Below are 24457 nucleotides of genomic sequence, written 5' to 3'. Positions count from 1 at the left end.
GTAAATATATTATTGGTTTAACAAAACAAGCGCAAAAGGCAGGCCTTTTGCGCTTGTATAAAAAATGTTACTAATTAATAGCCCGGGTTCTGTTTCAGGTTAGGGTTGGTTTTTAATTCGGTTGATGGAATCGGATATAACCTACGGGTTGGATCGGTGTTCATTTTCAGGTCGTCCGTTTTGCCGCCCATAACCGGTAGTGGATACTCTTTCTCGAATAAGCCATAACGGATCAGGTCATTACGGCGCCATGCTTCCCATGAAAGCTCACGCGCGCGCTCATCCAGCAAACCATCCAAATCAATTGATGTAGCAAGCTCCGCGTGGGCACGGCTGCGTAGTTTGTTTACCAAAGTAAGCGGAGTTTGGGCATCGCCATTGATGGTTGTTGGAGCCGCACCGCGTAAAATAGCTTCAGCTTTCATCAGGTAAATATCGGCCAAACGGAATACCGGTACATCGTTACTGTTTAAACGGGTAGCCTGGATGATGTTAACATCAGGATAGTATTTAATTGAACGTACACCTTCCGATTGCGAGGTTGTCACATCATTACCCAAATCCATTGGTTTTAAGCCGGTAAGGGTTAGTGTTGGGATAATGTTAATTTGTTTGATTGCATTCGGAGCCGGGTAATAGACAGGTTGATTGGTGAAGCCGCCATTGCCATCAGGATAATATTGCGGTCCCGCAAGCCATGTTTTGGTACGGTCATCGCCGGGAATGTTAAAGCGGTTATAGAACTCAGGTGTGGTGCTCATGGCAATACTTAAGCCTACGTTAAAGCCGTATGCTTGCGCCAGGTAATAAAAGAAACCAAAACGGGTAAACTGGTTGCCCGGAATTTGCTGATCATAAGGAACGGCGAAAATAGTTTCATTGACTTGAGCGCCGTTGGTTGGCAAAAATATATCGCGGTATTTTGCATCCAGGAAATAATTGGTGTTGGCCTGCACGCTATCGCACATGGCAACGGTTTCCTGGTAACGGGTGGTACCCGTGTATACACCCGAGTTTAGGTACATTTTTGCGAGCAAGGCAAACACCATACCCTTTGTTGGACGGCCGTATTGTGCTACGTTTGTTGGGCCGTTGCTGCTTTTTGCGGGTAATAACGGTAAAACGGATTTTAATTCGCTTTCAATAAACTCATACACTTTAGCGCGTGGCTGATTGGTAGGTTGCGTAGTCACAGGGAAGTCGGTGATGATAGGAACGTTTCCATACAAATCCATCATAAAATACAGGTACAAGGCACGCATTGCTTTAACCTCGGCAGTTGACGACGCTTTTTTTGTTGCTGACGATGGTGAGTTATTTATAACGCTGATAATACGATTACAGGTATTGATACCGCCAAAGCCCCATTGCCATACGCCTATGACGTTAGGGTGATCAAAGGTCCAGGTGTGGTAGTGCAACTGACGGTACTGCCCCCATCGTCAAAGTTGCCATCTCGGGCAGGCAGGATAGCCTCATCGGTTGACATATCCTGCATGCGCCAGTATGGTACTGCGTAACTTGACGACAGGTTTGAATAAATAGTACCCAGTAATGCCGTATAATCGGCATCAGTAACAGGGAAATTTGACTTTACATATTGTGATTCAACAGGTACATCTAATTTTGTACATGAATATGTGCTCATGATCACAGCAATAGCGGCACATATAAAAAAATCTTTTTCATCTTTTGTCTTTCTGAGGTTTTTTAGAATGATGCGGTTATACCTAAGCTGAACGTGCGTGTTTTAGGATAGAAATCGCGGTTATCGATACCCGGGGTTAAGCCGCCGATATTAACTTCGGGATCAACACCACGGTATTTGGTGATGATAAAAATATTATTGCCCGATGCATAAAAACGCAGGCTTTTTATGGCCTGGATGTGTGGCTTGACGGTATAACCCAAAGTAGCGTTATCCAAACGCAGGTATGAGCCGCTTTCAAGGAAACGGTCAGAGATCAGGTAGGCATTGACATCCTTAAATGATTCGCCCAAGGTAAACCTTGGGATGTTCTGCAGTTTTGAATCCGCAGGGTTATTCAATGAAGCAAGGGTGGCGTTAAGGATCTTGTTACCATAAACACCACGCACCAGGAAGTTTAAGTCGAAGCCTTTATAAAAGAAACTGTTGCTCCAACCGTAAACCAATTTAGGCTGCGCATCATATTTAATAAACTGATCAGAAGTTAAAGGCTGGGTTGCTATTACCGATCCGTCGGCTTTTTGATAGGTACTTACACCATTGGCGTTTTTACCCATATAGTGCCACAGGTCAAATGTGCCGATAGCATAACCAGGTTGTATGATCTGACTATAATTGCCCGACTGGCCTTTACCGCCTAACTGCGCGGTTTGTATAAAGTTAAGACCGAACTGGCTGTTCGATAAGCTTTGTACAACGTTTTTATTATGCGAAACGTTGAATGAAGTACGCCATGTAAAAGCTTGTGATTTTACAGGTACCGCATTTAAAACAACCTCGATACCGCTGTTTTTGATTTTACCTACGTTAGCAGTGTAAAACGGATAGAAGTAAAGCGTGGTTGATACCGGGTAGGTATAGATCAGGTCGGATGTTTTTTTGATATAATAATCTACCGAGCCGGTTAAGCGGTTGTTGAACAAACCAAAGTCCAAACCGATGTTGGTGGTAGCAGTACTTTCCCATTTCAAATCAGGGTTATCATTACGTACTGGGCCAATGGGATTAATAATGTTACCATTGCTCAGGAATTTACCGCCGCCCGGCGGCACACCGTAAATTAACCTTGCAGTAAAGGCATCAAAACCTAAGCTGTTACCAGATACACCGTAACCAGCCCTTAATTTCAGGTCGCTGATAACCGGAACCGATTTCATGAAATCTTCGTTAATGATTTTCCAACCCGCAGAAGCCGCCGGGAAGTAACCATGGCGCTGGTTAATACCAAATGCCGATGAACCGTCTTCCCTTAACGAAGCCTGTAACAAGTATTTATCCGAAAACTCATACTGGCCACGGGCATAGAACGATACGAACCTCAACGTAGAAATATAGTTAGGGTTGAACACAATTTGCGAAAGCTGCGTTGGGTTTGACAGCGCCAGGTAGTTGTATGTTAAAGCATCATTTGAAAAGTTTTGTGTTTGCACACCAAAACCATCGTTATTACGGTCTTGCTGATAAGAGTAACCACCTAACAATTTCAATGAATGCTTACCGAATACGCGATCGTAGTTAAAATAAGCCTCAACTACGTTGCTGGTATTGGTGTAAGCACTGCGTACGGCCACTCCATTTTGATTAACATAGATACCAGATTGGCTGGTAGAATAGGTATTAACGTTATTCTGTTCTTTTTGGGTTGATCCCGATATGGTAAATTTTAAACCTTTCAGGATGTCAACAGAGGCAAAACCATTGATCAATGTTTTGTTGTTCTCTGTTTTGGTAAAGTTGTTATTTATTAATGATAACGGGTTCAAAGGACCGCTACCTGTACGGGTATAGTTTTCTTTATAGGTACCATCCGGGTTAAAAGGACTAACCGTTGGCAGGTAGAATAAAATACCCGATAACACCTGGCTTTGGAAGATATCGTTGTTTTTGGTAGCACTGTTGGTAAGTGTGATACCCAATTTTAAACGATCATTAAAAAACCGCTGGTTGATATAACCTTTATAAATAGTACGTTCCAGGCTGGTATTTCTCAATATACCATTGTTTTTCATGTAGTTTACGCTTGCACCATACTCCGAATTGGTGCCGGCGCCGCCATATGAAAGATTATGGTTTTGTGAATAACCCGTACGCTCGGCCAGTTTTTGCCAATTGGTATTTGAACCATCGTCATCAGCAGCGCTTAATTTAGGCACACCGTTGTCTGTTAAATATTTACGCAGCTCGTCGCCGGTAAGTACATCAATGTTTTTTGACACGTTCTCAACGGCGCCATAAGCACTGTAAGTTAACCTTGTTTGACCGGCTTTGGCCCTGCGGGTAGTAACAATGATTACACCGTTGGCAGCACGTGAACCGTAAATAGCTGTCGACGATGCGTCTTTCAGCACGTCGATGCTTTCGATATCGGCGGGGGCCAAAAGATCGATAGAAGCACCCGGCACCCCATCAATTACATAAAAAGGTTGCTGAGCTGCACCTTCACGTAAAGTTGAGGGCCCCCTTAAAATGGTAGCAGGCTGTTTGTTAGGGTCACCACTTTTGGTAATATTTAAACCGGCTACCTTACCCTGCAATAGTTCGGCAGGAGTGGTTAATACACCGGCATTAAAATCTTCGGCTTTAACCGAAGTAATAGCGCCTGTTACATCCTTGCGGCTTGCGGTACCATAACCGATAACTACAACATCTTTAAGTTGTTTGGTATCGGTAACCATAGTAACATTCACCGTGTTCTTTTCGCCAATAGTAACCTCCTTTGGTACCGAGCCTAAAAAGGTAAATTTAAGGACATCGCCGGCGCCGCTTGTTTTTACGGTATAGCCACCGTTAGCGTTGGTTGAAGTTGATCTTCCCGAACTTTTTACGGTTACCACTACACCGGGTAAAGGAAGATTACTTTCATCGGTAACGGTACCTTTTATGGTGCCGTCCTGTGCAAAAACCGCTGACGAGGCTATAAACATCAGCAGGAAAAGACAAATCGTTTTACTTTTTTCAAAAAAGAGCCTTAAAATAAATCTGTAGTTTTTTTTCATAGTTTTAATTAATGACAAACCCTGTTTTAATAGATGCCCAAGTTGAGATAGTAGGGCGATAATTGGTGCAAAGCAACGGTTGTTTTATTATCAGGAAATAAATATAGGGTTAACTTATCTATTAATTAAAATCAATATTGTTTTTCTTATTTACGCTGCTTTTAGCTGGTTTTCAGCTTTTTGCTATTGACAAACAAGCAGACTTTGTTAACCGGGGGTTAACAAGGTTTAAATTTTGGCGTTTTGTAAAAAGGGTGTTATGAAGCGCCTGCTAAAAAATTTGACTTTTTTAAAATCGATCAAAAAAGATACGTTTAGAAGCAATGGCGCAATTTACCGGTTGGCCAGCGAGATCATTGTGTAGGCTCCATTGGTTTGAATAGTAAACATAAACTCGTTGTTTTGGTAAATCTTGCTTCCGGGTTTTCCATAAATTATGTCTCTGAAGTCATGACTTTCAAGATAGTCCTGGAATGAATGATCGTGCAACACAGGACACATGTACAGGAGTTGTTCCATCCTGATGGCGAGGGCTGTTTTTCGTTTCTTATTTTCCCATCTGTCTTTATCCTGGTCAAAAACCCATCCGCTGTTGATTTTATTGAGTTCGGTAGTATAAACGCCCGGCCCTGCTTTCATAAGCAGGATCATATCGGCGGGGGTTATTTCTCTTTCGGCTGTGTTTAATTCATGCTGATGATGGTAGTACAAAATACCCAGCGTAAAGATAGCAGCAAGGGTTAATAAAACAGGCCACCAATAATTCCGACGTTTATCGGGCTCAATAAATTCAGGGTATTCGTCTGGAAACAATTCATGTTTGATTATAGCAAGAGTACGCTTTGCTTCGGCCCGGGCAAGGCCTTCTCCAACCAGCAGGGCCTCAATCTCATGATCCGAATTACCATCGGCAATCATCCATTTTATCTGCTCAATAATTTGTTGCTTATCCATTGGTAATGATGACAGGGTTAGGTTTAGTTTTGAAACTCAAGATACATATTTTTATAAAGGCAACATAACGGGAATTAAAAATGCAGGTGGCGTTTCCTGAACGGGATACGCAAGGTAAAAGCGGTACTATTTTTTTAGCGTACAGTTTATAATTATTATTGCACCGCTTTAGTTCTTCAAAACCAAATGAAACGTATCCTCCCGGTAATCGTACTCTCCCAGTTTTTTTGCACTTCATTGTGGTTTGCAGGCAATGCTGTTATGAGCGATATGGCCAAACAATTGCAGCTTGAACCGTCTTATCTGGCTTACTTAACAAGCGCGGTTCAGCTTGGATTTATTACCGGCACTCTCGTTTTTGCTATTCTTAGTATTGCCGACAGATTTTCGCCGGTGCGGGTGTTTTTTATCTGCGCTCTTATTGCCGCTTTTATCAACGCATTGGCGTGCCTGTCGGGTACAGGTGCTGCTACAATACTGATACTAAGATATTCCACAGGTTTTTTCCTGGCCGGGATTTATCCGGTAGGCATGAAAATAGCCTCAGATCATTATCCGCAGGGATTAGGCAAAGCGTTGGGATTTTTGGTTGGGGCTTTGGTATTAGGCACATCATTTCCGCACCTGCTAAAAAGTTTAATGGGGGCATTGCCATGGCGCTATGTTATTTTGTCAACTTCGGCATTAGCCGCTTTGGGTGGATGTGCTATGGTATTGCTTGTACCGGATGGTGCGGAAAGAAAACCCACACGGGCGCTGAACCCGGCCGCGTTTATACAAAGTTTTGGCAACCGACAGTTCAGGGCTGCTGCCTTCGGCTACTTTGGTCATATGTGGGAGCTTTATGCTTTTTGGGCTTTTGTGCCGGTAATGTTAACAACTTACAACGCCAGGTTCATAGCTGCCGATTTAAATGTTCCGTTGTTATCGTTTCTGATTATTGGGGCTGGGGCGCTGGCCTGTGCGGGCAGCGGCATTATATCTAAATACAAGGGTGTAAAAAATGTGGCGGTACTGGCATTAACAATTTCGTGTACCTGCTGTTTGGTATCGCCGCTATTTTTGTTTGCAGGTTCGGCATGGGCAATGATCGGGTTTTTATTGGTTTGGAGTACGACTGCAATCGCCGATTCGCCGTTATTTTCGACTCTGGTTGCGCAAAATGCCGATCAGCAATTAAAAGGTACCGCGTTAACTATTGTTAATTGCATAGGCTTTGCCATTACTATTATAAGTATTCAACTGATCGCGGCTTTACGAACGGCCGAAAACGCGCGATATATTTATATGCTACTGGCCATAGGGCCGGTTTGGGGATTAATGGCATTGATAAACGGGCGGAACACCAACAAGGGATAGAAAAAGAAAAGCTCCGGATCACAAACCCGGAGCTTTTCTTTTTATTGCTTAATTATTAAATGCTTACCTGAATTTTATATTAACACTCCCTCCAGATGCCTCTGCGTTAACCGGAATGCCGCCGCCATTGTATTTGCCGCTAACCCGTTCTTTTTCCCATTGCCCGTTAAATTTGGCAACCGATGATGGAGAAACACCTTCACCTCGCAGATCGAGGTCATAGCCCTGGTTTTGCGGAAGTTCGATATCAACATTGCCGGCGCTTGATTCCAGTTTAAGATATTTGCCAACTTTTAGCATTTGGGCGTACAGACCGCCGCCGCTGGTTTGCGCGCTAATACTCCCTGCCATGCGTTTAAGATCAATGCTCCCGCCGGAAGTACTGGTGATGAGCTCGCCGCTGATATTATTTCCATTAACACCGCCACCACTGGTTTCGGCGTTAATATTACCCTTTAAATTTTCTAAAGTTATACCACCGCCACTGGTTTCAAGCCTGATCCTGCCGTTACAGTTTTTAGCCTCAATACCGCCTCCGCTGGTTTCAAGCGAAATATCATCGCCCGAATTGGAAACATGAATGCCGCCGCCCGAGGTGTTACCGCGGATGGTACCGTAAAGCCTGTCGATAGTTAAACCGCCGCCGCTGGTGCTAAATTTTTCGTTGCCTTTTAAATTATCAAGACCAATACCGCCGCCGCTGGTTTCCAGGTCGGTTGCGCATTGCTGCGGTACATAAATGCGAAACGAGATGCTCAATGAGCTTCTCCAGTTAAAAAAGTTTTGACGCTTGCTTTTGGCAATGGCCCTAACTTCATGCCCGCTAACAGATATATCAAGTGTATAATCCTTGTCAAGGCGTTTTTTGATCTCTTCCTTTGAAAGATCATTACCGTTGTTGCCTTTAATATAAACTTCCACCCGCGGAGCTTGGCCGGCCTGCCCGCTAACTACAATACCTCCGGCCGATGTACGTACCACGGCGCTGGTAATGGCATCGTTAGCCAATGATTTGGTAAGATATAACGAACGGCTGTCGCCATCTTGCGCTGCTGCCACCGCGGTTTGCCCGGCAAGCAGAAGAAGTAAAATATAGTTTTTCATAAATGGGGTTTTATTGGTAATACAGCTATGACCACACTTTACCCCTATACGTTACAGGCGTTTTTAATTTTTTATTTAACAGCCGTATTATAAGAAGCTTTGGTGACCGGATTTTGGCAGCTTTGGGCTCAACCAAGCAAATCCCATAAATTACCAAAGGGATCTTTAAAAACGGCAACCGTGCCGTATGGTTCCGCCCGGGGTTCACGAACGAAGATGATGTTTTTATCCTGCATCGCACGGTAATCGCGCCAAAAATCATCGGTCCTTAAAAAAGAAATACGCGGCCACCCGTTTGCTGTCCTATCCGACTTTTTTGTTCATCACCTACGGCCTTTGCTAACAGCAAGCTACACTCAAATGCCCCCTGGGCCTTACCAAAACCCATCTTTTATTTTCATTGATCGGTGTGTCTTCGACCAGGTCGAAATTCAATTTTTCTACATAGAATTGAATTGCTCTCGTCATAGTCATTAACCACCAATGTAATGTGTGTTATAAATTGCTTCATAAGCAGAAAAATAAGATGAATACATCAACAGTTAAAAAAACTTACTACAGCCGCCATTTAAATGACATGCTGTCGATAGCCCGCATAGTACATAAAATACCATTTAAATGATCATGCTCGTGCTGCATCAGTTCAGACAGGGCATCCATCATTACCCACTGCTGTTGCTGCCAGTTTTCGTCGAGGTAATTTACCGTGATGGTTTTATGCCTTTTAACGTTTACCAGCAGGTTAGGAAAGCTCATGCAATCGTCCCAAAGTTCAAAAAGTTCATCGCTGGCGTCCTGTATTTCGGGGTTAATGAAAACTACAGGCTTGTCAATATTCATGTAAACGAGGCGTTTCATAATGCCCAATTGGGGGGCAGCGATAGCCCGGCCGAAGTTGTATTTCAGCCTTATTTCATGCATTACATTATGCATATCTTCAACCCAACCGCGTACAAGTGGCAGTCTCGTCTGGTAATACTGGCGGGCAAACCTGGTAAAGACGCTCATCGCCAAGCAGCAAAATATCGTTCAATTTTTTCATTCCATAGTAAAACGTAAATTTATCACTTCCGGAATCACATTAATCCCTCATGAATTGCTTTAACTTTATCTCAAGACCCAAATAAGCGGAAATGCGGGAAAGTTAAACATTGACTTTCTTATACAAATAAAGTTTTTTTGTAGTTATTTTATATCACATGCAGCCAAAAGAAATTTTAAAAGAGCACGTAAGCAAAACCGCCTCGCTGACCGACGAGCAGTTCGATTATTTCTTTTCGCATTTTACCTACAAAACATTTAAAAAAGGGCAAACTATAATCGGGGAAGGTGATAAAGTAGACTGTGAGTATTTTGTACTTTCGGGCTATCTGAAGTCGTTTTTTATTAACGACGACATGAAAATGTTCATCCTGCAGTTTGCCATGCCTACCTGGTGGGCTTCAGATTATAACGCGCTTTACAGCGGTGAACGTGCTACAATTAGCCTGGATTGTATTACCGATGCCGAAGTACTTTGCCTCACCGGCCAGGACCGCGAAAAGCTTTGCAATGAAATTCACGCAAGCGAGCACTTTTTTCGCTGGCGTACCAACAAGGGCTATGTAGCTGCTCAAAAAAGGCTGCTATCATTTATGAATAATAACGCAAAACGTCGTTATGAAGAGTTACTGGCGCAGTACCCTACTTTGTACAATGTGGTTCCTAAACAATTAATAGCCTCATACTTAGGCGTTTCAAGGGAAACATTGAGCCGTTTATACCATTCTTAAAATGTGATGTACATCACATAAATAAAGTGGTATTTCAATTGTGATGTAGGTCACACAGTTTCCAGGCCATTAGTCCCCAACTTTGTATTGTCATTAAAGACATAACAAAATGGAAACTCAAAAATTTGAAATCATCAGCGCAAAAAGTAACATCGACTGGATTGGTCGTAAAGTTACAGGCGCACACAATGGTACCATCGCTATAAAAGAAGGCTCTTTAACTTTTGCAGATGGACAATTAACCAGCGGTAAATTCGATATCGACACCACCTCTATTAAAATCCTTGACATAACTGACCCGGCTACCAACGCCCAGTTTGCAGGCCACCTTGCTTCCGACGACTTCTTTAATTCAGAAAATTATCCCGAAGCTCAATTTGTGTTTACTGCGATCGACAAAGGCAGCAACGACACTTATCGGATCACCGGCGACCTGACCATAAAAGGCATTACCCGTGCTGTAGGTTTTGATGCGCAAGTTAACCGCGCTGCCGATACGGTAAGCGCAACCGGTAAAGTTGTGGTGGACCGTACCAAATATGGTATGAGGTTTCGTTCCGGAAACTTTTTTAAAGACCTGGGCGATACACTTATCTACAACGATTTTGACCTGAATGTAAACATAACCGCAAAAGCTGTTTAAAACAGCTTTGCTTAAAAACTAAAGCCATGCCATACGTAAAAATTGAACTGACCCGCGAAGGTGTTACCCGCGAGCAGAAACAAATCCTGATAAAGGGTGTAACCGATTTGATTACCGATACCCTGAACAAAGACCCGCATTTAACCCATGTAGTGATCAGCGAAATTGAGCTGGATGATTGGGGATATGCCGGCGAACAGACATCAGTATTAAGAGAAAGAGGCATCACTGCCAACAAGAAATAAGAAAATGAAAAAGCAAACAATAATCGTTACCGGAGCATCATCCGGTATCGGTAAAGAAATAGCCCGTTATTTTTTAGAAAAGGGCGATAACGTAGTCATCAACTCAACAACTGCCGATAAACTGGAAGCTGTTTACCAGGAGCTGGGCGCAGGTGATAACCTGGCCATGGTTGCCGGAAATGTAAGCGATAAAGCCACAGGAGAAAACCTGGCCCAAACAGCCCTTGATAAATTTGGAAGCGTAGATGTGCTGATCAACAACGCCGGTATTTTTGAAACCAGGCCGTTTCTTGAAGTTGATGAAGCCTACCTCGACCGTTTTTTAAACACCAACCTTAAAGGTACTTACTTTACCACCCAGGCTGCGATTCCGCAAATGCTTAAACAGCACGATGGTGTGGTGATCAATATAGGTACACCATTGGTTAACCATGCTCTTGGCGGAGTTCCCATTACAGCACAAATGGCATCAAAAGGTGCAATACACGCACTTACCATACAACTGGCTGGCGAGTTTGGTAAAGATAATATCCGGGTAAACACTATTGCGCCCGGTACTATCCGTACCCCAATGCACGGTGATGATGCCGACCAAAGCGCAGGATTACACCTGCTGAACCGGGTGGGCGAAGTTGAGGACGTAGCCCAAATGGTGTACGCCGTTGCCAAAAACAATTTCATCAGCGGGGCCATTATCAATGTTGATGGTGGCATGGCAGCAGGCCATAATTTAAATTAAGTGTAAAATTCTTTCATCAATTGCATTATGCCTTGCTTAGCAGCAGGCATAATGTTTAATTTATCAATAAAAATGGAAACTAACGATCAAAGTAAAGCTGCCATTGAACAGGCGCTTGAAAATTACTACTTCAAAGGGATTTATGAAGGTAATTTAGATTTGTTAAACCAGGTAATGAATACCGGCACACTGCTTTTTGGCGATGTAAAAGGACAGCCTTATGCCAAAACATTGGATGTTTATTTGGATGGGGTAAAAAACAGGGTAAGCCCTAAGGATTCGGGCAAACCATTTGACGGGAAAATCATTTCTGTTAAAGCAGTAAATTCAATTGCAGTTGCCGAAGTACAGGTAAAAATGTACGATTTTAATTATCATGAGTTTTTATCGTTCCATAAACTCGACGGCAAGTGGCTCATTGTAAATAAAATGATCAGCGATACGAATTAATTTCGTTCCGGTGATAAATTGACCTATGGTCTTCAGTCAGAAGTCGTAAGCTCTAAGTGCAGAAAAAGAAAATCAGACTTGTGACTTCAGAATTAGTACTATCCACTTAATACTAAAACCATGTGGTATAACACAAAAGCAACGGAACTATTAGGTATTGATTACCCTATTTTGCAGGGGCCTTTTGGCGGTAATTTATCGTCGGTTGAATTGGTTGCCGCGGTATCAAATGCCGGCGGGCTGGGCGGCTACGGGGCTTACACCCTGAGCGCGCCCGAAATTGCAGCGGTAGATAAACAGATCAAAGCAGCAACCAATAAACCGTACAATATTAACATATGGGTTTCGGAAACCGATGCACCTGACGGTGCAGCTACCGATGCGCAGTATGAACATGCAACACAATTGTTTAAACCCTATTTTGATGAAGCCGGGATCCCATTGCCGCCCAAGCCCGATCCCTTTAAATTACGGTTCGAAAACCAGTTACAGGCGATCCTTGACCTACGCCCAAAAGTATTCAGCTTTATGTTTGGCACGTTGCCTGCTTATGTGATTGAGCAGTGCCGTAAGTTAGGCATCGTTACCGTAGGCGCAGCTACCACGCTGGATGAGGCTATAACGCTGGAGGCAAGCGGGGTAGACCTGATCATAGCTTCAGGCTTTGAAGCCGGCGGCCACAGGCCATCATTCCTTGCCCCCGCCGAATCATCAACCACCGGTACTTTTGTGTTACTTCAATTAATTAAGGAGAAAGTAAAAGTGCCCGTTATTGCCGCCGGGGGCATTGCTAATGGCCGGGGGGTAGCCGGAGCCTTAACACTGGGTGCCGATGCCGTGCAGATAGGTACAGCGTTTTTGGCATGTGAGGAATCGGGCGCGCTTCCTATCCACAGGCAAATGCTTTTTTCGGATGCGGCAAAATATACTACCTTATCCCGCGCGTTTACCGGCAGGCTTGGCCGGGGTATTACCAGCAGGGTTGCTAAAGACCTGGCCGGAAAGGAAGCGGGATTTTTACCCTTTCCCCTGCAAACAACTTTTATGTCGCCGTTGAGAAAAGCGGCGCTTGACCAACAAAAATGGGATATGATTTTGTTTTGGGGCGGACAGATAGCACCAATATTGAAACACACCAATGCCACCGCGCTGATGCAATCATTAATTGAAGACACTACTAAAATTATGAACCCATGAAAAACGAAGTTAATGTAACCTACCTGGGTGGACCAACCATCATTTTGGAGATCGGCGGCTTAAGGCTCATGACCGACCCTACGCTTGACCCCGCGGGTGAGCAATTCATGATCAACGATAAGCCTGCCTACCATAAAACCGAAGGCCCGGCTACTACCGACATCGGTAAAATAGATGTGGTTTTACTAAGTCATGACCAGCACGGCGATAATCTTGACCACGCCGGCCGGGAGCTGCTTAAACAGGTTGATAAAACATTAACCACCAAAATAGGAGCCGAAAGATTAGGCGGCAATGCCCTTGGCCTGGCACCATGGGAAAGCATAGCGCTTAACGATGAAGTGGTTATAACAGGTACACCTGCAAGGCATGGCCCCGCTGGCAGTGAAAAACTTACCGGCGATGTAACGGGTTTTATTATAACTATCGCCGGGCTCCAGATCTATATCACCGGAGATACCGTATTTTATGATGGCGTAAAGGAGGTTGCAGAAAAATTTAAACCTCAATATGTATTCATATTTGCCGGGGCAGCCAAACCCCGCGGCCCGTTCAATGTAACTATGGGCACCAATGATGCTATTGATACCGCTTTTGCCTTTCCTGATGCTACAATTATTCCAGTGCATTTTGAGGGCTGGTCGCATTATACCGAAACGGGCGAGATGCTGCAGCAATCATTTAACGCGCTGGGCATTAGCGGTCAGCTCAGGATTTTACAGCCGGGCATACAAACAAGTTTATAAGCAATTACTGGTATCATTCCCGCTCGTGGCTGGTAATTTGGGGTTCTGATAAATTTCGGGATCTTCAATTGGTGCAACCACCTTTTTAGCGGCGCGCTCTGTAGCAAATGATGCTACCACGCAGGTAACCAGTATCAATATAATGGTGCCGTTCAGGATATTGTCGTCAATAATCTGCGCCTTGTATCCCACTAAAATAATGGCAAGGGTAGCCGCGGCATGTGCACTGCTTAAACCGAAAATGAGGTTGCGCTGTATGCCCGAATATTTGAATATTTTTTGGGTAGATAATGCCGCCAGCCATTTACCCAGCAAGGCTCCAAGCGTTAAGCTTACTGCCACAATGGTAGCCTGCGGTCCGCGGCCCAGCACACGCAAATCAACCAGCATGCCTACACTGATCAGGAAGAATGGAATAAATATGGCATTACCCACAAAATCGATCCTGCTCATTAGGGTTGATGACTGCTGTACTGCTTTATTTAAAGCAAGCCCCGCCACAAAGGCCCCTATAATGGGTTCAACTCCTGCCAGCTGGGATAAAAAGGCCGACACGAACACAATAAAAAGCACAAACACATATGGCAGTGTTTTACTATCGCGATAGCGGTTAAAAAACCAGTTTGCCAACGGCGGGATCAGCACAAACATGATGAACGCGAATATCGAAAGCGAAATCATCAGCTGCAGCCAGAAGCCGAAACCCAGCCCCCCATCCTTAGCGCCCATAATTACGGGCAGCAAAATCAGTACGGCGGTATCGGTCAATATGGTGCCCCCTACACTTATGGCGACGGCCTCATTTTTTGCGACGCCATATTTGCTCACTATGGGATAGGCTACCAGTGTATGCGTGGCAAACATACTGGCCGTTAATGCCGATGTTATTAACGAATAACCGAGCGCATAATAACAAACAGGAAAACCGATGAGTATTGGGATGCAGAAAGTAAAGAAGCCAAACACAAAGCTTTTATGTTTCTTCTGCTTAAACTCGTTCAGATCAAGCTCGATGCCGGCAATGAACATAATATAGAGCAGCCCGATGGTAGAGAACAGCTCAACCGCCGAATTTTTGGTAAGCAGGTTTAACCCATGCGGACCAACCGCTATGCCAGCCATAATAAAACCCACAATACCCGGAATTTTGAACTTGCCCATGATGATTGGAGCAAGTAATATGATCAACAATATCAGCGAAAAAACAAGTACCGGGTTACTAAACGGCAGCTCAAGCTGTTGTGTTAACCGGCCCAGGATATCGGCATTATGCATGCCGCAAATTTAACACATAATAGCTTATTTTCTTCGGTCGATAAATTTAACCGGCTTGCGTACCGCTTCAGGGAATTGTAATTTCTGCATCTCATCGTGCTTACTACGGTAAGAATGACAATAGTTGAAATAATAAACTTATTGTACTCGGGGTTATAGGCCGATAATCTGTCTATCCACGAAAGCTGCGCTGTATGCTGATTTTGTTCTTTTTTTGACGCGATAAAATGCGGCAGGAACACCAGCGAGCAAAATGAAGCGCCGATCAAACTAAAGGCCGCAAACAGACCAAGATCTTTCAGCATTTTCGACTCTACAAATTCCAGGGAGAAAAAACCGCCGATAGTAGTAAAACTGCCCACGGTAAGCGGCATAGCCAAATCACGAATTACCTGCTCAATACTGCGGGTATGCCGGTAATGGTTAAACACATGCAGCGAGTAATTAACCGCGCCCCCCAACACCACCGAACCCGTACCTAAAGCTATTACCGAAATACTGCCTTTTACAAAGTAAACCACAGCCAGCGAAAACAATGCACCAAACAAAACCGGCACCAGTATCACCACAGGAGCCCGCTTTTTCCTAAAATAAAAACCCAGGAACACGATCAGGAAAACCACCGTAATGCCCTGCGTAAACATGGAATCCTTACGCAATTGCAGGGCGTTACCTACCGATACGGCTGTGGTACCGAAATAGCTGCAATCAACTGATTTAAAGCTTTTAGTTTGTAAACTATCGATAACCTGGTCGATGCCTTTAAGCATTATCGCGTTCTCGCCGGTGTTATTGGGCGAATATTTTGGCGTAATAAACAGCAACAGGTTTTTGTGATCTTTGGTCATCACATAGCTATCATACAGTTCAAATTTTTCGTCGTATTGCAGCTGTTGTAATTTTTTTAGACCGAGGTATGAGATGCCAACCGGGTCGGCACTGATCATGCTTTTCAGCGCCAATCCAGCAGGCGAGGTTAGTGTGCGCAAATCGCGGGCAAGGGTTTCTTTTACCTGATCGGGGCGGATAAGTGTGTCAATATTTAAATAATAGCACTCGGTAAGGTAAATGGGCAGTTTTTTATTAATAGTGCCAAAAAGCGCCAGCACCAACCCGTCATCAACCTTTGCATTGATCTTACTTACATAACGGGGAAGTTTCTGCTGAACGATTTCCGTAAAGCTATCAGCAAAAGCGATGAGGCTATCGGGTTGCTGCTGCGTGGAATCTTTAAGCGATACCATTATCACCAGCTTATCAACAAACTTGGAGTTTTGAAAAATATAGTTGAGCTTCTCTATCTTTTTATCCTTCGGCAGTATTTTGGAAATATCCTCCTCAAACCTTATCCGCGAAGCAAAAAAACCGATAAGCACAAAACTTAACGCAAACACTGTATAAACAACGGCTTGCGGGCATTGAAATAATTATAGATACCTACCAGGATTTTTCCATGAATTACAGGGCGGGGACTGGCCTCCGCTTAAACAGCTTCAATAACGCAAAAGTGAGGAATCCCGCTATAATACCCGCAAAAATTGCCAGCGAAATGCTGCCGTAAAGATATTGTTCCAAATGTTCGCCAATGGATTTAAGCGAAATTTTATCCAATGGGATATCCACATCCTTGCCGCCCATCCACAGGCTACCGGTTTTATAACTCAGAAAAATAATAACCGGGATCATGGGCGCAACGCTGATGTGGGCAGCCGTAACCACGATGGCCTTGTTGAGCCTGAACAGGAAGGCCAGCGAAATAGCCACCAACAACTGGAAACCCCAGATAGGCACAATCCCCATAAAAACGCCAAAAGCTACAGATTTAGCTTTTAACTGATGCGAGTGTTCAGGGTTAAAAAACAGGTTTTTGAACATTAGCTTAGCTTTTTTTATCAAAAAGCGTCCTGAAAAAATCGCGGGGTTTGATGTATGCGAAAGTTATGATAACCAGTACAGTGTTGAGTACACTAATGCGCGAAAAATCCTGAAAAGGGCGAAAATGCGATACCCGTATTTCTTTCGGGGCATAATAAACCTTTACCGGAACCCAATCTATCTTGATACCTTTCCAGGCGGCACGAACTATTACCTCTATTTCAAACTCGTATTTACGGGTGATGAATTTGCTGTTTTTTAGGAGGTGAATCGGGTACAAGCGATAACCCGATTGCGTATCCGGACATTTAATGCCTGTCTCCACCCAAAACCAAAAGTTAGAAAACTTATGCCCGAAACTGCTTTTACCCGGCACCGACGATTGCTCCATATTACACGAACCAATAATCAGCGAATCCGGTTCCTGTTCCAGTTTTTCAATAAAAGCAGGCAGGTCGGTAGCAAAATGTTGCCCGTCTGAATCGATAGTGATAGCATGTTGATAACCCTGTTCGGTTGCAAATTCAAATGCTTTGTGTAAGGCCCAGCCCTTGCCTACATTCTGGGTATAGCTAACTGATTTTATTTGCGGGAATGATTGAATAATGGCAGGAGTACTATCGGTCGAGCCATCATTTACCACAATAACCTGATCGGTATAAGCTAACACATCGGTAATAACAGCGGGCAGCGTACCCTGGTTATTATAGGTGGGTATAATAACGCATACCTGTAATTGTTTAAACTTTGCCTGTATAAGTTCTAAATTATCCGTCATATATCATTCAATCGCACGTACCGGCTTCAGTCCAGGTTTTTATCAATGGGTTTTGTGGGTTTACGTTTAATACTTTACAAAGTTATTGTTTCGGCTTAAATTAAACGTTAATTTTTAGTGTGAAGTATTTTATAAACTGTTATGGTGAACGTTAAGGAAAAACCGCCCCCGCCTCAACTAACTACTATGATTTCACAAAACATGTAAGTAGGTTTAATAATGCACTGAAAGGAAGCTAAGTCCACAAAATGAAGCCATATAAACTGTAAAAAGTATATAATCAGCTGCCGTAAGTTGCTTGTTCTCGATTAAATCGGGCCCTCCACCTTTAGTAGGAACAACAAAATCTCGTTTCTGAAACTCTCTGCTAAGAAATCTTAAAAGTTGAAAAAGCAATAGTAGAGGGATCGTATTGAGCAGTGGCCCGGAAGCTGTTCCATTAGGCAATTCCAAATCATTATCTCCCTTAAAATATAGGTAGAGAAAAACATGTACTGTACCAAAACATAACCAGATCAAATATGATCTGAAATTTTTTAATGATACATATAGAAAAATGTATAAAAAAGCCTGCGTTAATGTGGCATACATAAAGATTACTGTTTGCCTAACTCCTTCGCTAAAAAACAGCCGGGAGGATGCGAGGCAGAGAGTTACAATAGCATAGACCACGAAAACAACTCTTTCCCAATATTTAAGCTCTTCGTAGTGAATAAAGAGTTTCTGAATTTTAGCGTTCTTCATTTCGCGACAAGGTCAACTATCAAAACTATCATTTTTTTGATGAATGGAGAATTTATCAAAAGGTTGCCAGCCGGTTGGCGTGGAGTAAAGATATTGAAGATCATTATAGTTGATGGAGATGATCTCGGCATCCTCCATCGCCTGGATATAATATGCGCAAGGGTATTGATTGATAAAACTGCGGAATGATACCAGGAACTGCCTTTCCGAAAAAAGTAGATGTTCTTTTCTTCCTGAGTTTCGGGGTATACGTAGTAGATCTGGAACAGACCTTTGTTAATAAGCGCAAGATCGGTACATACAATGTTCTGCATGTTAAAAAAATCGCCTTTCTCAATTTTACGGGTGCGCCAATACGGCAAGCTAACCGCCACGTCGTTTTCAGACATACCGGCAAAATTGCCAAGAAGTTCGTTTAATACCTGTTGCTTATCGGCCATAATTAACAAAGTGCAATAAGGTTAAATATCGGCACAAAAAATCATACTAATTTTCACCTGGGTTAAAAACAACTTATTTTATTTTCTTATTTTACAATCAAACTAAATTGAATAAAAAACAATCATTAAATCAATCAACACAATGAAGCATATAAATACATCTCCCCATGTTAGTGAGTTTGATAAAGATCACCCTGTTCCTGGCGGTTATTATATTGGCCGTTTCAGGTCCCCGGAAAAGAAAAAAGAAAGACAATAACATCAACACGGATGCCCTTCTGCGTTCCGAATACCACATTACCGAAAACGGGAAATTGGAACATGTAAGAAGTGATACATAACATCAACCCTCTTCACGGGATACCACTTTAAATAAAACAGAACCGCCGCTAAACAATTTGCGGCGGTTTTTTATTTAATTTACGGAATTATAAACCTCATCCCCGTCCCGGCTTGAAACATATCTACAGCTTTTTATTTTTTTGTTTAATTTATAGCAGCCTGTTTGCCCAGGTAAAAGTCAGCGGTAAAATTGTCGACAATTCTAAAGTTCCTGTGGCTTTTGCTGTGGTTAACCTGCAACAGCAAAATTCAGAGCAAACAAGGGTAGTGCAAACCGATTCCGTCGGGCTATTTAGTTTTACTGACGTTGATAAAGGGACCTATCATTTAACTATCACCTTCACCGGCTATCAAAAAACCAAACTTAAATTAAACTTGCAACAAGATACCTCGGTATCTATTACCCTCCCTGATAATACCACACAGTTGAACGAAGTAACCGTAACCGCGAGCAAAGCATCTGTTGAGAACAAAAACGACAAGCTGGTTTACAACGTATCCACCAGTGCCACATCGGCCGGGGCTGATGCACTTACGGTTATTGGTCGAGTGCCGGGTATAAAAGTTGGCGATAATGACCTGAGCATTGTTGGTAAAGGCAGCGTTAAAGTTATGGTGAACGAAAGATTGGTTCAACTGGCTGGAACCGATCTGCTCCGTTACCTGCGCTCATTATCTGCAAGCCAGGTGGGCAGTATTGAGGTAATTAAAAACCCGGGGGCTGCTTATGATGCTGAGGGCAACGCCGGATTGATCAACATCACGCTCAAACATAGCAAAAAACATGGCTATGCGGGCAGTGTACAGATCAATGATAAGCAATGGTTGCATAGCCCCGCCTCGGTTTATGGTACCAGCAATTACTGGTGGTTAAATGCCAGCGGCGATATTAATTACAATTCGGCCAAACTCTCCGCATATGCCAGCGTAAACGTTGATCACGACCACGAATTGGAAGGCTTTGAAACCGATATTTATTACCCCAAACAAACCTGGCTGCAAACCGATACCGGCAACTATCGCTATCATAATTTAAACGTCATTGCCGGTGCCGATTACCGGTTTAGTCCGAGGGTTACTATAGGCGTAAATTACCAGGGCGGTAAAAACACTTATGATGGATCTGACCATGTGAATAACCCCATCATTAACAACACTACCGGTACTATCGATTCAACATTAAGAACCTATGCCACCTATCACCCGGTGGCTATCAGCAATGCAGGTAACCTGCATAGCACCATCAGCCTGGATACATCAGGTGCTAAACTGGTACTTAATGCCGACTATTTTAACTATTACCGCACCGACAGATCGGACTTTGAGAGCAACACTTATCTCGCTGACAGATCATTGAATGCAGCCAGTCGTAATCGCTACCATGATACCAATAAGCAGGACATCAACATTTATACATTCAAGGCCGATGCGCTTTTGCCAACCAAATATGCCCGCTTTGCGTTTGGCGGTAAGCTCAGCTTTATCAACAATTACAGCAACGCTTTTTATTATAAAAACGCAACCAACGATTCGCTAAAGTATGACCCGAACTTAAGCAATGAATTTACCTATACCGAAAATACCCAATCTGTTTATGGCAGCATAAACCGCGAGGATGGTAAATGGAAGTACCAGGCCGGCTTGCGGGCAGAGCGCACCGAAACCAAAGGCTACTCGCACACGCTTAACCAAACTACCATTAATAATTACACAAGGTTGTTTCCATCGGCAACGGTGAGTTACCAGGCAGCTGTTAATCACAGCTTATCGCTAAATTTTGGCAGGCGGGTTAACCGGCCAACTTTCTGGAATCTTAACCCATTCAAGAGCCTGTTTACAGCTTATAGCTATGGCGAAGGCAACCCCTATCTTCAACCAGAATATAATACCAATTTTGAGCTTTCGCATACCTACAAAAACAGGCTTACATCGGCCATATTTTTAAACGTTACCAACAATGGTTTCAACAATGTGACCATTGCCCGGGCAGATACCAACCTGGTTTATACCACGCCGCTCAATTTTATTAAAACTTACCGGGTAGGTATTTCCGAAAATTATTCGATGCAATTGCTTAGCTGGCTTGATAATAATAACCAGTTCACTTTTTATCATACCGATGCAAAATCGGCGTTTGCTGCAGTAAAAGGCATTAGCGGGTTTGGAGCTTATATCGCTACCAACAATAACATTTATTTTAATGCGGATAAAAGCTTTTCAGGAGCGGTAAATTTCTGGTACCAGTTCCCGGAGATTGATCACATCGGCAGAAGCGATGCTTATTATAAACTCGACCTCGGCATTAAGGCCTCCGCTTTTAAAAAGAAAATAGATGTTTCATTGGTAATGAATGATGTTTTCAGGAGCAGTGCATCGGCAGTTACCACAATCGTAAACGGGGTAAGGCAAAAGTATACCAACTTCCAGATCAACAGGTATGCCCTGGTGGGTATCAGCTATCGTTTTGGGAATAGTCAGGCTAAAGCAGAGAAGCAGGATACCGGCAACCAGGACGAGAAAGGCAGGATCCATTAAAAGCAAAAAGGGAGCTCATGCGGGCTCCCTTTAAACAATCACGAAACAAAAGCAAGGTTACATTTTGCCTGAGCTGTCTTTGCCCATTTTACCTTTACTCATTTTACTTTTTGACATTTTATCGTGGCTCATTTTGTCCGAACCCATCTTGTCTTTTGACATTTTATCAGAGCCCATTTTGTCTGATGCCATTTTATCATGGCTCATCTTGTCTGAACCCATCTTGTCCTTACCCATTTTATCCGAAGCCATTTTATCATGGCTCATTTTGTCTTTACTCATCTTATCCTTTTTCATTTTGCCGGTATCACTAAGGGCAACGGTATTATGTAAAGGAGCCGATGTTTTTGCCTGTACATTAACAGAAAGGCCGGCAACAGCAAAAATGGCGATAAGGGCGCCTGAAATGATTGATCTGGTTTTCATGTTTGATTTTTTAAGTTGTTTGCCTCTTAGTCGCACGGGGCAACGAAACCTTACAAGGTATTTTCATTTTGTTTTCGGCATATACCTATTCGCCTTATTCCAAAAAATTTAATGAAATTCGGCCGCACTAAAACTATTTTATGGAGATAAGCGAAGCACAACAACTGGTAGATAACTGGATTAAAACAACGGGCATCCGGTATTTTAACGAGCTTACCAACACCGCCATTTTAATGGAAGAAGTTGGCGAAGTGGCCCGCATTATGGCCAGAAAATACGGCGAGCAATCATTCAAAAAATCAGATACAGAAGTTAACCTGGCCGACGAGAATGGCCGACGTTCTTTTTGTACTTATTTGCCTTGCCAATCAAACCGGCATCGACCTAACCGAAGCCCTGGAAAAGAATATGGAAAAGAAAAGTATCCGGGATGCCGAGCGGCATAAAAATAACGAAAAATTGAAATAGATAAAATTTAATTTTCTATATTTCAATTAAACAAAATTAAATTCTTCAAAATTAAAGTTTAATATAATTTAATAAGGCAAAAAGCGTTTAATCTAAAACAATTAAACAACCTTATTATGAAAACCTATTTTTTCCTGTCGATAAGTTTTTTGCTTTTACTTATGTCATGCAAGCATGAAACGGAACAAAAAGTAAATGTAGCCAACGTTGAGTTAGTACCTCCTCCACCCGCCGGGGAAAAAAGCATGGCAGCAGCCGATCAACTGGAAGATGCCGGTACTGCCAATAAACCGACCGCTTCAAACCTATCCATTACCGACACTGCCAAAAAGATCATCAAGGAAGGCGATATCCGCTTTGAAACCGACAATCCTAAGGCGGCAAGACAAAACATTGTTTCGTCTCTAAAAAAGTTAGGCGGTTACCTCGCAGAAGAAAATGAAACCAACAGCGGCGAAACCAATCAGAAAGAGTACAGCCTCAAAATCAGGATACCCTCCAAAAATTTTGATGCTTTTTTAAGCACCTTAACTTCCAGCACCGATCATATCGAATCAAAAAACATTCATATCAGGGACGTAACCACACAGTTTATCGATGTTCGCGCCGAAATCAGCAATAACAAACAGTTAGAACAACGTTACCTGCAACTCGCTGCTAAAGCCACCAAAATGACCGATCTGCTGGCAATAGAAGATAAGCTGGCCAGCATCCGTACAACGATCGATTCGGCCCAGGGGCAACTTAATTATCTGAGCAGCCAGGTTAGTTACAGTTCGCTTGATATCAGCTTTTATACCCGGCACCCGGGCGAAGTAAACACAGGTAACGGTTTCGCCTATAAATTTAAAACCGCAATTGGCGAAGGCTGGGAAGTTTTACAAAACCTCTTTTTCGCACTTATAGCGTTATGGCCTTTAATGATAGGCGCTATCATCTTTCTGCTATTAATCAGGCGTTGGAAAAGGCGTAGAAAAGCCAATATTATAAGTGAGGCATAAAAATTATCGCAAAAATTAATTTAGTGTTAAAATTATAAAAACCGAAAGTAATAAAAGGTATCACCTTATGAAGATTTAATTTTAAGAGCATAGTTTTTATTAAATTAATTAATAAATGCTTGACAAGTAGAAATTTAAGAACTACTTTTAAGCACCTAATTGATTGATCATGATCCGTGTACGGTCTAAAGTTGTACTGTTGGTTGCCCCCCATGTAGTTGGCCTTGAGGTATTACCTAATAACAAGGTTTTTAAGCATATTTCAATCACCGCGGCCATCTTTCCGGTAATACACGAGATCAAACCCAACCTGCTTATACTTGATTACGATTATCTTGTTCAGGATATCGAAAAAATTCTTCGCCGTTTAAGCACAAACCCGTCATACAAAGGCATTAAAATTTGCTGCTATAAAAACAAATGGCACTCCAAAGTTGATCCATTCCTGAAAACACTGGGGGTTGACCATATTTTTTATGCAGAAGATATGAAAGCCGAGGCCAGCAGAAAAACCGTGTTTGACTCTATCGGCAATGTTATTATGGACGGCACATTTTTTAGCTTATTGAAACCGGTACATTAAGCGCCCGGGAGCGGATAATTTCTCACTTCATTGCGAACGCAGCGCGGCGATGTCATAGTTTTATATTCTTTTATCTT

25 protein-coding genes and 1 pseudogene are annotated in these 24457 nt (G+C 42.9%); 12 read left to right on the top strand and 14 right to left on the bottom strand.

Annotated features, from left to right (window positions below; translation table 11 throughout):
* Positions 1-74: 74 nt before the first annotated feature.
* The 4 genes from ACQ86K_RS32310 to ACQ86K_RS32295 form a co-directional block, all read right to left on the bottom strand.
* Positions 75-1421, bottom strand: coding sequence for a RagB/SusD family nutrient uptake outer membrane protein (locus ACQ86K_RS32310; protein ID WP_431199447.1), 1347 nt, complete (start codon positions 1419-1421; stop codon positions 75-77).
* A complete protein-coding gene (locus tag ACQ86K_RS32305) occupies positions 1379-1648 on the bottom strand; it encodes a hypothetical protein (protein ID WP_431199446.1) in 270 nt (89 codons plus the stop codon). The genes ACQ86K_RS32310 and ACQ86K_RS32305 overlap by 43 nt, the downstream gene beginning before the upstream one ends.
* A 62-nt stretch (positions 1649-1710) precedes the next feature.
* Entirely contained in the window at positions 1711-4704 is a 2994-nt protein-coding gene (locus ACQ86K_RS32300) for a SusC/RagA family TonB-linked outer membrane protein (RefSeq protein WP_091173302.1), read from the bottom strand.
* 333 nt (positions 4705-5037) lie between these two features.
* The gene (locus tag ACQ86K_RS32295) at positions 5038-5658 is read right to left on the bottom strand and encodes a hypothetical protein (RefSeq protein ID WP_091173298.1); all 621 of its coding nucleotides are present in this window, start codon (positions 5656-5658) and stop codon (positions 5038-5040) included.
* Between the two features lie 186 nt (positions 5659-5844).
* Here ACQ86K_RS32295 and ACQ86K_RS32290 point away from each other — a divergent pair, with 186 nt between their 5' ends.
* A complete protein-coding gene (locus tag ACQ86K_RS32290; RefSeq protein ID WP_091173295.1) occupies positions 5845-7017 on the top strand; it encodes an MFS transporter in 1173 nt (390 codons plus the stop codon).
* 63 nt (positions 7018-7080) lie between these two features.
* On the opposite strand, the gene ACQ86K_RS32285 is transcribed toward ACQ86K_RS32290, so the two are convergent.
* From ACQ86K_RS32285 to ACQ86K_RS32275, 3 genes are all read right to left on the bottom strand, one after another.
* On the bottom strand, positions 7081-8121 hold the full coding sequence (locus ACQ86K_RS32285) for a DUF4097 family beta strand repeat-containing protein (protein WP_091173293.1): 1041 nt from the start codon (positions 8119-8121) through the stop codon (positions 7081-7083).
* 128 nt (positions 8122-8249) lie between these two features.
* On the bottom strand, positions 8250-8357 hold the full coding sequence (locus tag ACQ86K_RS32280; protein ID WP_431199445.1) for a hypothetical protein: 108 nt from the start codon (positions 8355-8357) through the stop codon (positions 8250-8252).
* Positions 8358-8676: 319 nt separating this feature from the next.
* Positions 8677-9129 carry a peptide deformylase gene (locus ACQ86K_RS32275; RefSeq protein WP_431199444.1) on the bottom strand — a complete coding sequence of 151 codons (453 nt, stop codon included), beginning with the start codon at positions 9127-9129 and terminating at the stop codon, positions 8677-8679.
* A gap of 191 nt (positions 9130-9320) precedes the next feature.
* Between ACQ86K_RS32275 and ACQ86K_RS32270 the strand changes: the two genes are divergently transcribed.
* From ACQ86K_RS32270 to ACQ86K_RS32240, 7 genes are all read left to right on the top strand, one after another.
* Positions 9321-9893, top strand: a complete 573-nt coding sequence (locus tag ACQ86K_RS32270; RefSeq protein WP_091173285.1) for a Crp/Fnr family transcriptional regulator — start codon at positions 9321-9323, stop codon at positions 9891-9893.
* Between the two features lie 109 nt (positions 9894-10002).
* Positions 10003-10536, top strand: coding sequence for a YceI family protein (locus ACQ86K_RS32265; protein ID WP_091173282.1), 534 nt, complete (start codon positions 10003-10005; stop codon positions 10534-10536).
* A gap of 26 nt (positions 10537-10562) precedes the next feature.
* Entirely contained in the window at positions 10563-10781 is a 219-nt protein-coding gene (locus ACQ86K_RS32260; protein ID WP_091173280.1) for a tautomerase family protein, read from the top strand.
* Between the two features lie 4 nt (positions 10782-10785).
* Positions 10786-11520, top strand: coding sequence for an SDR family NAD(P)-dependent oxidoreductase (locus tag ACQ86K_RS32255; protein WP_091173276.1), 735 nt, complete (start codon positions 10786-10788; stop codon positions 11518-11520).
* A 72-nt stretch (positions 11521-11592) separates the two neighbouring features.
* Positions 11593-11970, top strand: coding sequence for a nuclear transport factor 2 family protein (locus ACQ86K_RS32250; protein WP_218134502.1), 378 nt, complete (start codon positions 11593-11595; stop codon positions 11968-11970).
* A 120-nt stretch (positions 11971-12090) separates the two neighbouring features.
* Positions 12091-13167 carry an NAD(P)H-dependent flavin oxidoreductase gene (locus ACQ86K_RS32245; RefSeq protein WP_091173269.1) on the top strand — a complete coding sequence of 359 codons (1077 nt, stop codon included), beginning with the start codon at positions 12091-12093 and terminating at the stop codon, positions 13165-13167.
* On the top strand, positions 13164-13913 hold the full coding sequence (locus ACQ86K_RS32240) for an MBL fold metallo-hydrolase (RefSeq protein ID WP_091173266.1): 750 nt from the start codon (positions 13164-13166) through the stop codon (positions 13911-13913). Before ACQ86K_RS32245 ends, ACQ86K_RS32240 begins: the two co-directional genes overlap by 4 nt.
* Here the strand turns inward: ACQ86K_RS32240 and ACQ86K_RS32235 are convergent.
* The 6 genes from ACQ86K_RS32235 to ACQ86K_RS32210 all read right to left on the bottom strand — a co-directional run bounded on the left by ACQ86K_RS32235 (position 13908) and on the right by ACQ86K_RS32210 (position 19025).
* Positions 13908-15188, bottom strand: coding sequence for a cation:proton antiporter (locus tag ACQ86K_RS32235; RefSeq protein ID WP_091173261.1), 1281 nt, complete (start codon positions 15186-15188; stop codon positions 13908-13910). The genes ACQ86K_RS32240 and ACQ86K_RS32235 overlap by 6 nt on opposite strands.
* Positions 15158-16582 carry an MMPL family transporter gene (locus tag ACQ86K_RS32230; RefSeq protein WP_091173258.1) on the bottom strand — a complete coding sequence of 475 codons (1425 nt, stop codon included), beginning with the start codon at positions 16580-16582 and terminating at the stop codon, positions 15158-15160. Before ACQ86K_RS32230 ends, ACQ86K_RS32235 begins: the two co-directional genes overlap by 31 nt.
* Positions 16583-16646: 64 nt before the next feature.
* Positions 16647-17063 (bottom strand): DUF2062 domain-containing protein, encoded by a 417-nt coding sequence (locus ACQ86K_RS32225; RefSeq protein ID WP_431199443.1) that lies wholly within the window; start codon positions 17061-17063, stop codon positions 16647-16649.
* A 4-nt stretch (positions 17064-17067) separates the two neighbouring features.
* Positions 17068-17841 (bottom strand): glycosyltransferase family 2 protein, encoded by a 774-nt coding sequence (locus tag ACQ86K_RS32220; protein WP_431199442.1) that lies wholly within the window; start codon positions 17839-17841, stop codon positions 17068-17070.
* Positions 17842-18054: 213 nt separating this feature from the next.
* On the bottom strand, positions 18055-18585 hold the full coding sequence (locus ACQ86K_RS32215; RefSeq protein ID WP_091173252.1) for a hypothetical protein: 531 nt from the start codon (positions 18583-18585) through the stop codon (positions 18055-18057).
* Positions 18582-19025, bottom strand: a complete 444-nt coding sequence (locus tag ACQ86K_RS32210) for a hypothetical protein (protein WP_431199441.1) — start codon at positions 19023-19025, stop codon at positions 18582-18584. Before ACQ86K_RS32210 ends, ACQ86K_RS32215 begins: the two co-directional genes overlap by 4 nt.
* A gap of 453 nt (positions 19026-19478) precedes the next feature.
* Here ACQ86K_RS32210 and ACQ86K_RS32205 point away from each other — a divergent pair, with 453 nt between their 5' ends.
* Positions 19479-21902, top strand: a complete 2424-nt coding sequence (locus tag ACQ86K_RS32205) for an outer membrane beta-barrel protein (protein ID WP_091173245.1) — start codon at positions 19479-19481, stop codon at positions 21900-21902.
* A 57-nt stretch (positions 21903-21959) separates the two neighbouring features.
* On the opposite strand, the gene ACQ86K_RS32200 is transcribed toward ACQ86K_RS32205, so the two are convergent.
* Positions 21960-22328: a hypothetical protein gene (locus ACQ86K_RS32200; RefSeq protein ID WP_091173243.1), complete on the bottom strand. Its 369-nt coding sequence runs from the start codon at positions 22326-22328 to the stop codon at positions 21960-21962.
* Positions 22329-22468: 140 nt separating this feature from the next.
* Between ACQ86K_RS32200 and ACQ86K_RS32195 the strand changes: the two are divergent.
* The 3 genes and pseudogenes from ACQ86K_RS32195 to ACQ86K_RS32185 all read left to right on the top strand — a co-directional run bounded on the left by ACQ86K_RS32195 (position 22469) and on the right by ACQ86K_RS32185 (position 24380).
* A pseudogene (locus ACQ86K_RS32195) lies at positions 22469-22796 on the top strand (nucleotide pyrophosphohydrolase).
* Between the two features lie 116 nt (positions 22797-22912).
* Complete coding sequence (locus ACQ86K_RS32190; RefSeq protein ID WP_091173236.1) at positions 22913-23797, top strand: DUF4349 domain-containing protein; 885 nt, start codon at positions 22913-22915, stop codon at positions 23795-23797.
* A gap of 169 nt (positions 23798-23966) precedes the next feature.
* Positions 23967-24380: a hypothetical protein gene (locus ACQ86K_RS32185; protein ID WP_112656491.1), complete on the top strand. Its 414-nt coding sequence runs from the start codon at positions 23967-23969 to the stop codon at positions 24378-24380.
* The last annotated feature ends 77 nt before the right edge of the window (positions 24381-24457 follow it).

Source organism: Mucilaginibacter sp. P19 (assembly GCF_050632265.1).
Classification (GTDB): Bacteria; Bacteroidota; Bacteroidia; order Sphingobacteriales; family Sphingobacteriaceae; genus Mucilaginibacter; species Mucilaginibacter gossypii.
The sequence above is the reverse complement of the archived record's forward strand: the minus strand, read 5'-3'. Positions and strand labels throughout refer to the sequence as shown.

Excerpts from the sequence above, each read along its gene's own strand:
- ACQ86K_RS32305 (WP_431199446.1), bottom strand. The coding sequence starts at position 1,648 with ATGAGCACATATTCATGTACAAAATTAGATGTACCTGTTGAATCACAA.
- ACQ86K_RS32300 (WP_091173302.1), bottom strand. The coding sequence starts at position 4,704 with ATGAAAAAAAACTACAGATTTATTTTAAGGCTCTTTTTTGAAAAAAGT.
- ACQ86K_RS32295 (WP_091173298.1), bottom strand. The coding sequence starts at position 5,658 with ATGGATAAGCAACAAATTATTGAGCAGATAAAATGGATGATTGCCGAT.
- ACQ86K_RS32290 (WP_091173295.1), top strand. The coding sequence starts at position 5,845 with ATGAAACGTATCCTCCCGGTAATCGTACTCTCCCAGTTTTTTTGCACT.
- ACQ86K_RS32285 (WP_091173293.1), bottom strand. The coding sequence starts at position 8,121 with ATGAAAAACTATATTTTACTTCTTCTGCTTGCCGGGCAAACCGCGGTG.
- ACQ86K_RS32280 (WP_431199445.1), bottom strand. The coding sequence starts at position 8,357 with ATGCAGGATAAAAACATCATCTTCGTTCGTGAACCCCGGGCGGAACCA.
- ACQ86K_RS32275 (WP_431199444.1), bottom strand. The coding sequence starts at position 9,129 with ATGAGCGTCTTTACCAGGTTTGCCCGCCAGTATTACCAGACGAGACTG.
- ACQ86K_RS32270 (WP_091173285.1), top strand. The coding sequence starts at position 9,321 with ATGCAGCCAAAAGAAATTTTAAAAGAGCACGTAAGCAAAACCGCCTCG.
- ACQ86K_RS32265 (WP_091173282.1), top strand. The coding sequence starts at position 10,003 with ATGGAAACTCAAAAATTTGAAATCATCAGCGCAAAAAGTAACATCGAC.
- ACQ86K_RS32260 (WP_091173280.1), top strand. The coding sequence starts at position 10,563 with ATGCCATACGTAAAAATTGAACTGACCCGCGAAGGTGTTACCCGCGAG.
- ACQ86K_RS32255 (WP_091173276.1), top strand. The coding sequence starts at position 10,786 with ATGAAAAAGCAAACAATAATCGTTACCGGAGCATCATCCGGTATCGGT.
- ACQ86K_RS32250 (WP_218134502.1), top strand. The coding sequence starts at position 11,593 with ATGGAAACTAACGATCAAAGTAAAGCTGCCATTGAACAGGCGCTTGAA.
- ACQ86K_RS32245 (WP_091173269.1), top strand. The coding sequence starts at position 12,091 with ATGTGGTATAACACAAAAGCAACGGAACTATTAGGTATTGATTACCCT.
- ACQ86K_RS32240 (WP_091173266.1), top strand. The coding sequence starts at position 13,164 with ATGAAAAACGAAGTTAATGTAACCTACCTGGGTGGACCAACCATCATT.
- ACQ86K_RS32235 (WP_091173261.1), bottom strand. The coding sequence starts at position 15,188 with ATGCATAATGCCGATATCCTGGGCCGGTTAACACAACAGCTTGAGCTG.
- ACQ86K_RS32225 (WP_431199443.1), bottom strand. The coding sequence starts at position 17,063 with ATGTTCAAAAACCTGTTTTTTAACCCTGAACACTCGCATCAGTTAAAA.
- ACQ86K_RS32220 (WP_431199442.1), bottom strand. The coding sequence starts at position 17,841 with ATGACGGATAATTTAGAACTTATACAGGCAAAGTTTAAACAATTACAG.
- ACQ86K_RS32215 (WP_091173252.1), bottom strand. The coding sequence starts at position 18,585 with ATGAAGAACGCTAAAATTCAGAAACTCTTTATTCACTACGAAGAGCTT.
- ACQ86K_RS32210 (WP_431199441.1), bottom strand. The coding sequence starts at position 19,025 with ATGGCCGATAAGCAACAGGTATTAAACGAACTTCTTGGCAATTTTGCC.
- ACQ86K_RS32200 (WP_091173243.1), bottom strand. The coding sequence starts at position 22,328 with ATGAAAACCAGATCAATCATTTCAGGCGCCCTTATCGCCATTTTTGCT.
- ACQ86K_RS32190 (WP_091173236.1), top strand. The coding sequence starts at position 22,913 with ATGAAAACCTATTTTTTCCTGTCGATAAGTTTTTTGCTTTTACTTATG.
- ACQ86K_RS32185 (WP_112656491.1), top strand. The coding sequence starts at position 23,967 with ATGATCCGTGTACGGTCTAAAGTTGTACTGTTGGTTGCCCCCCATGTA.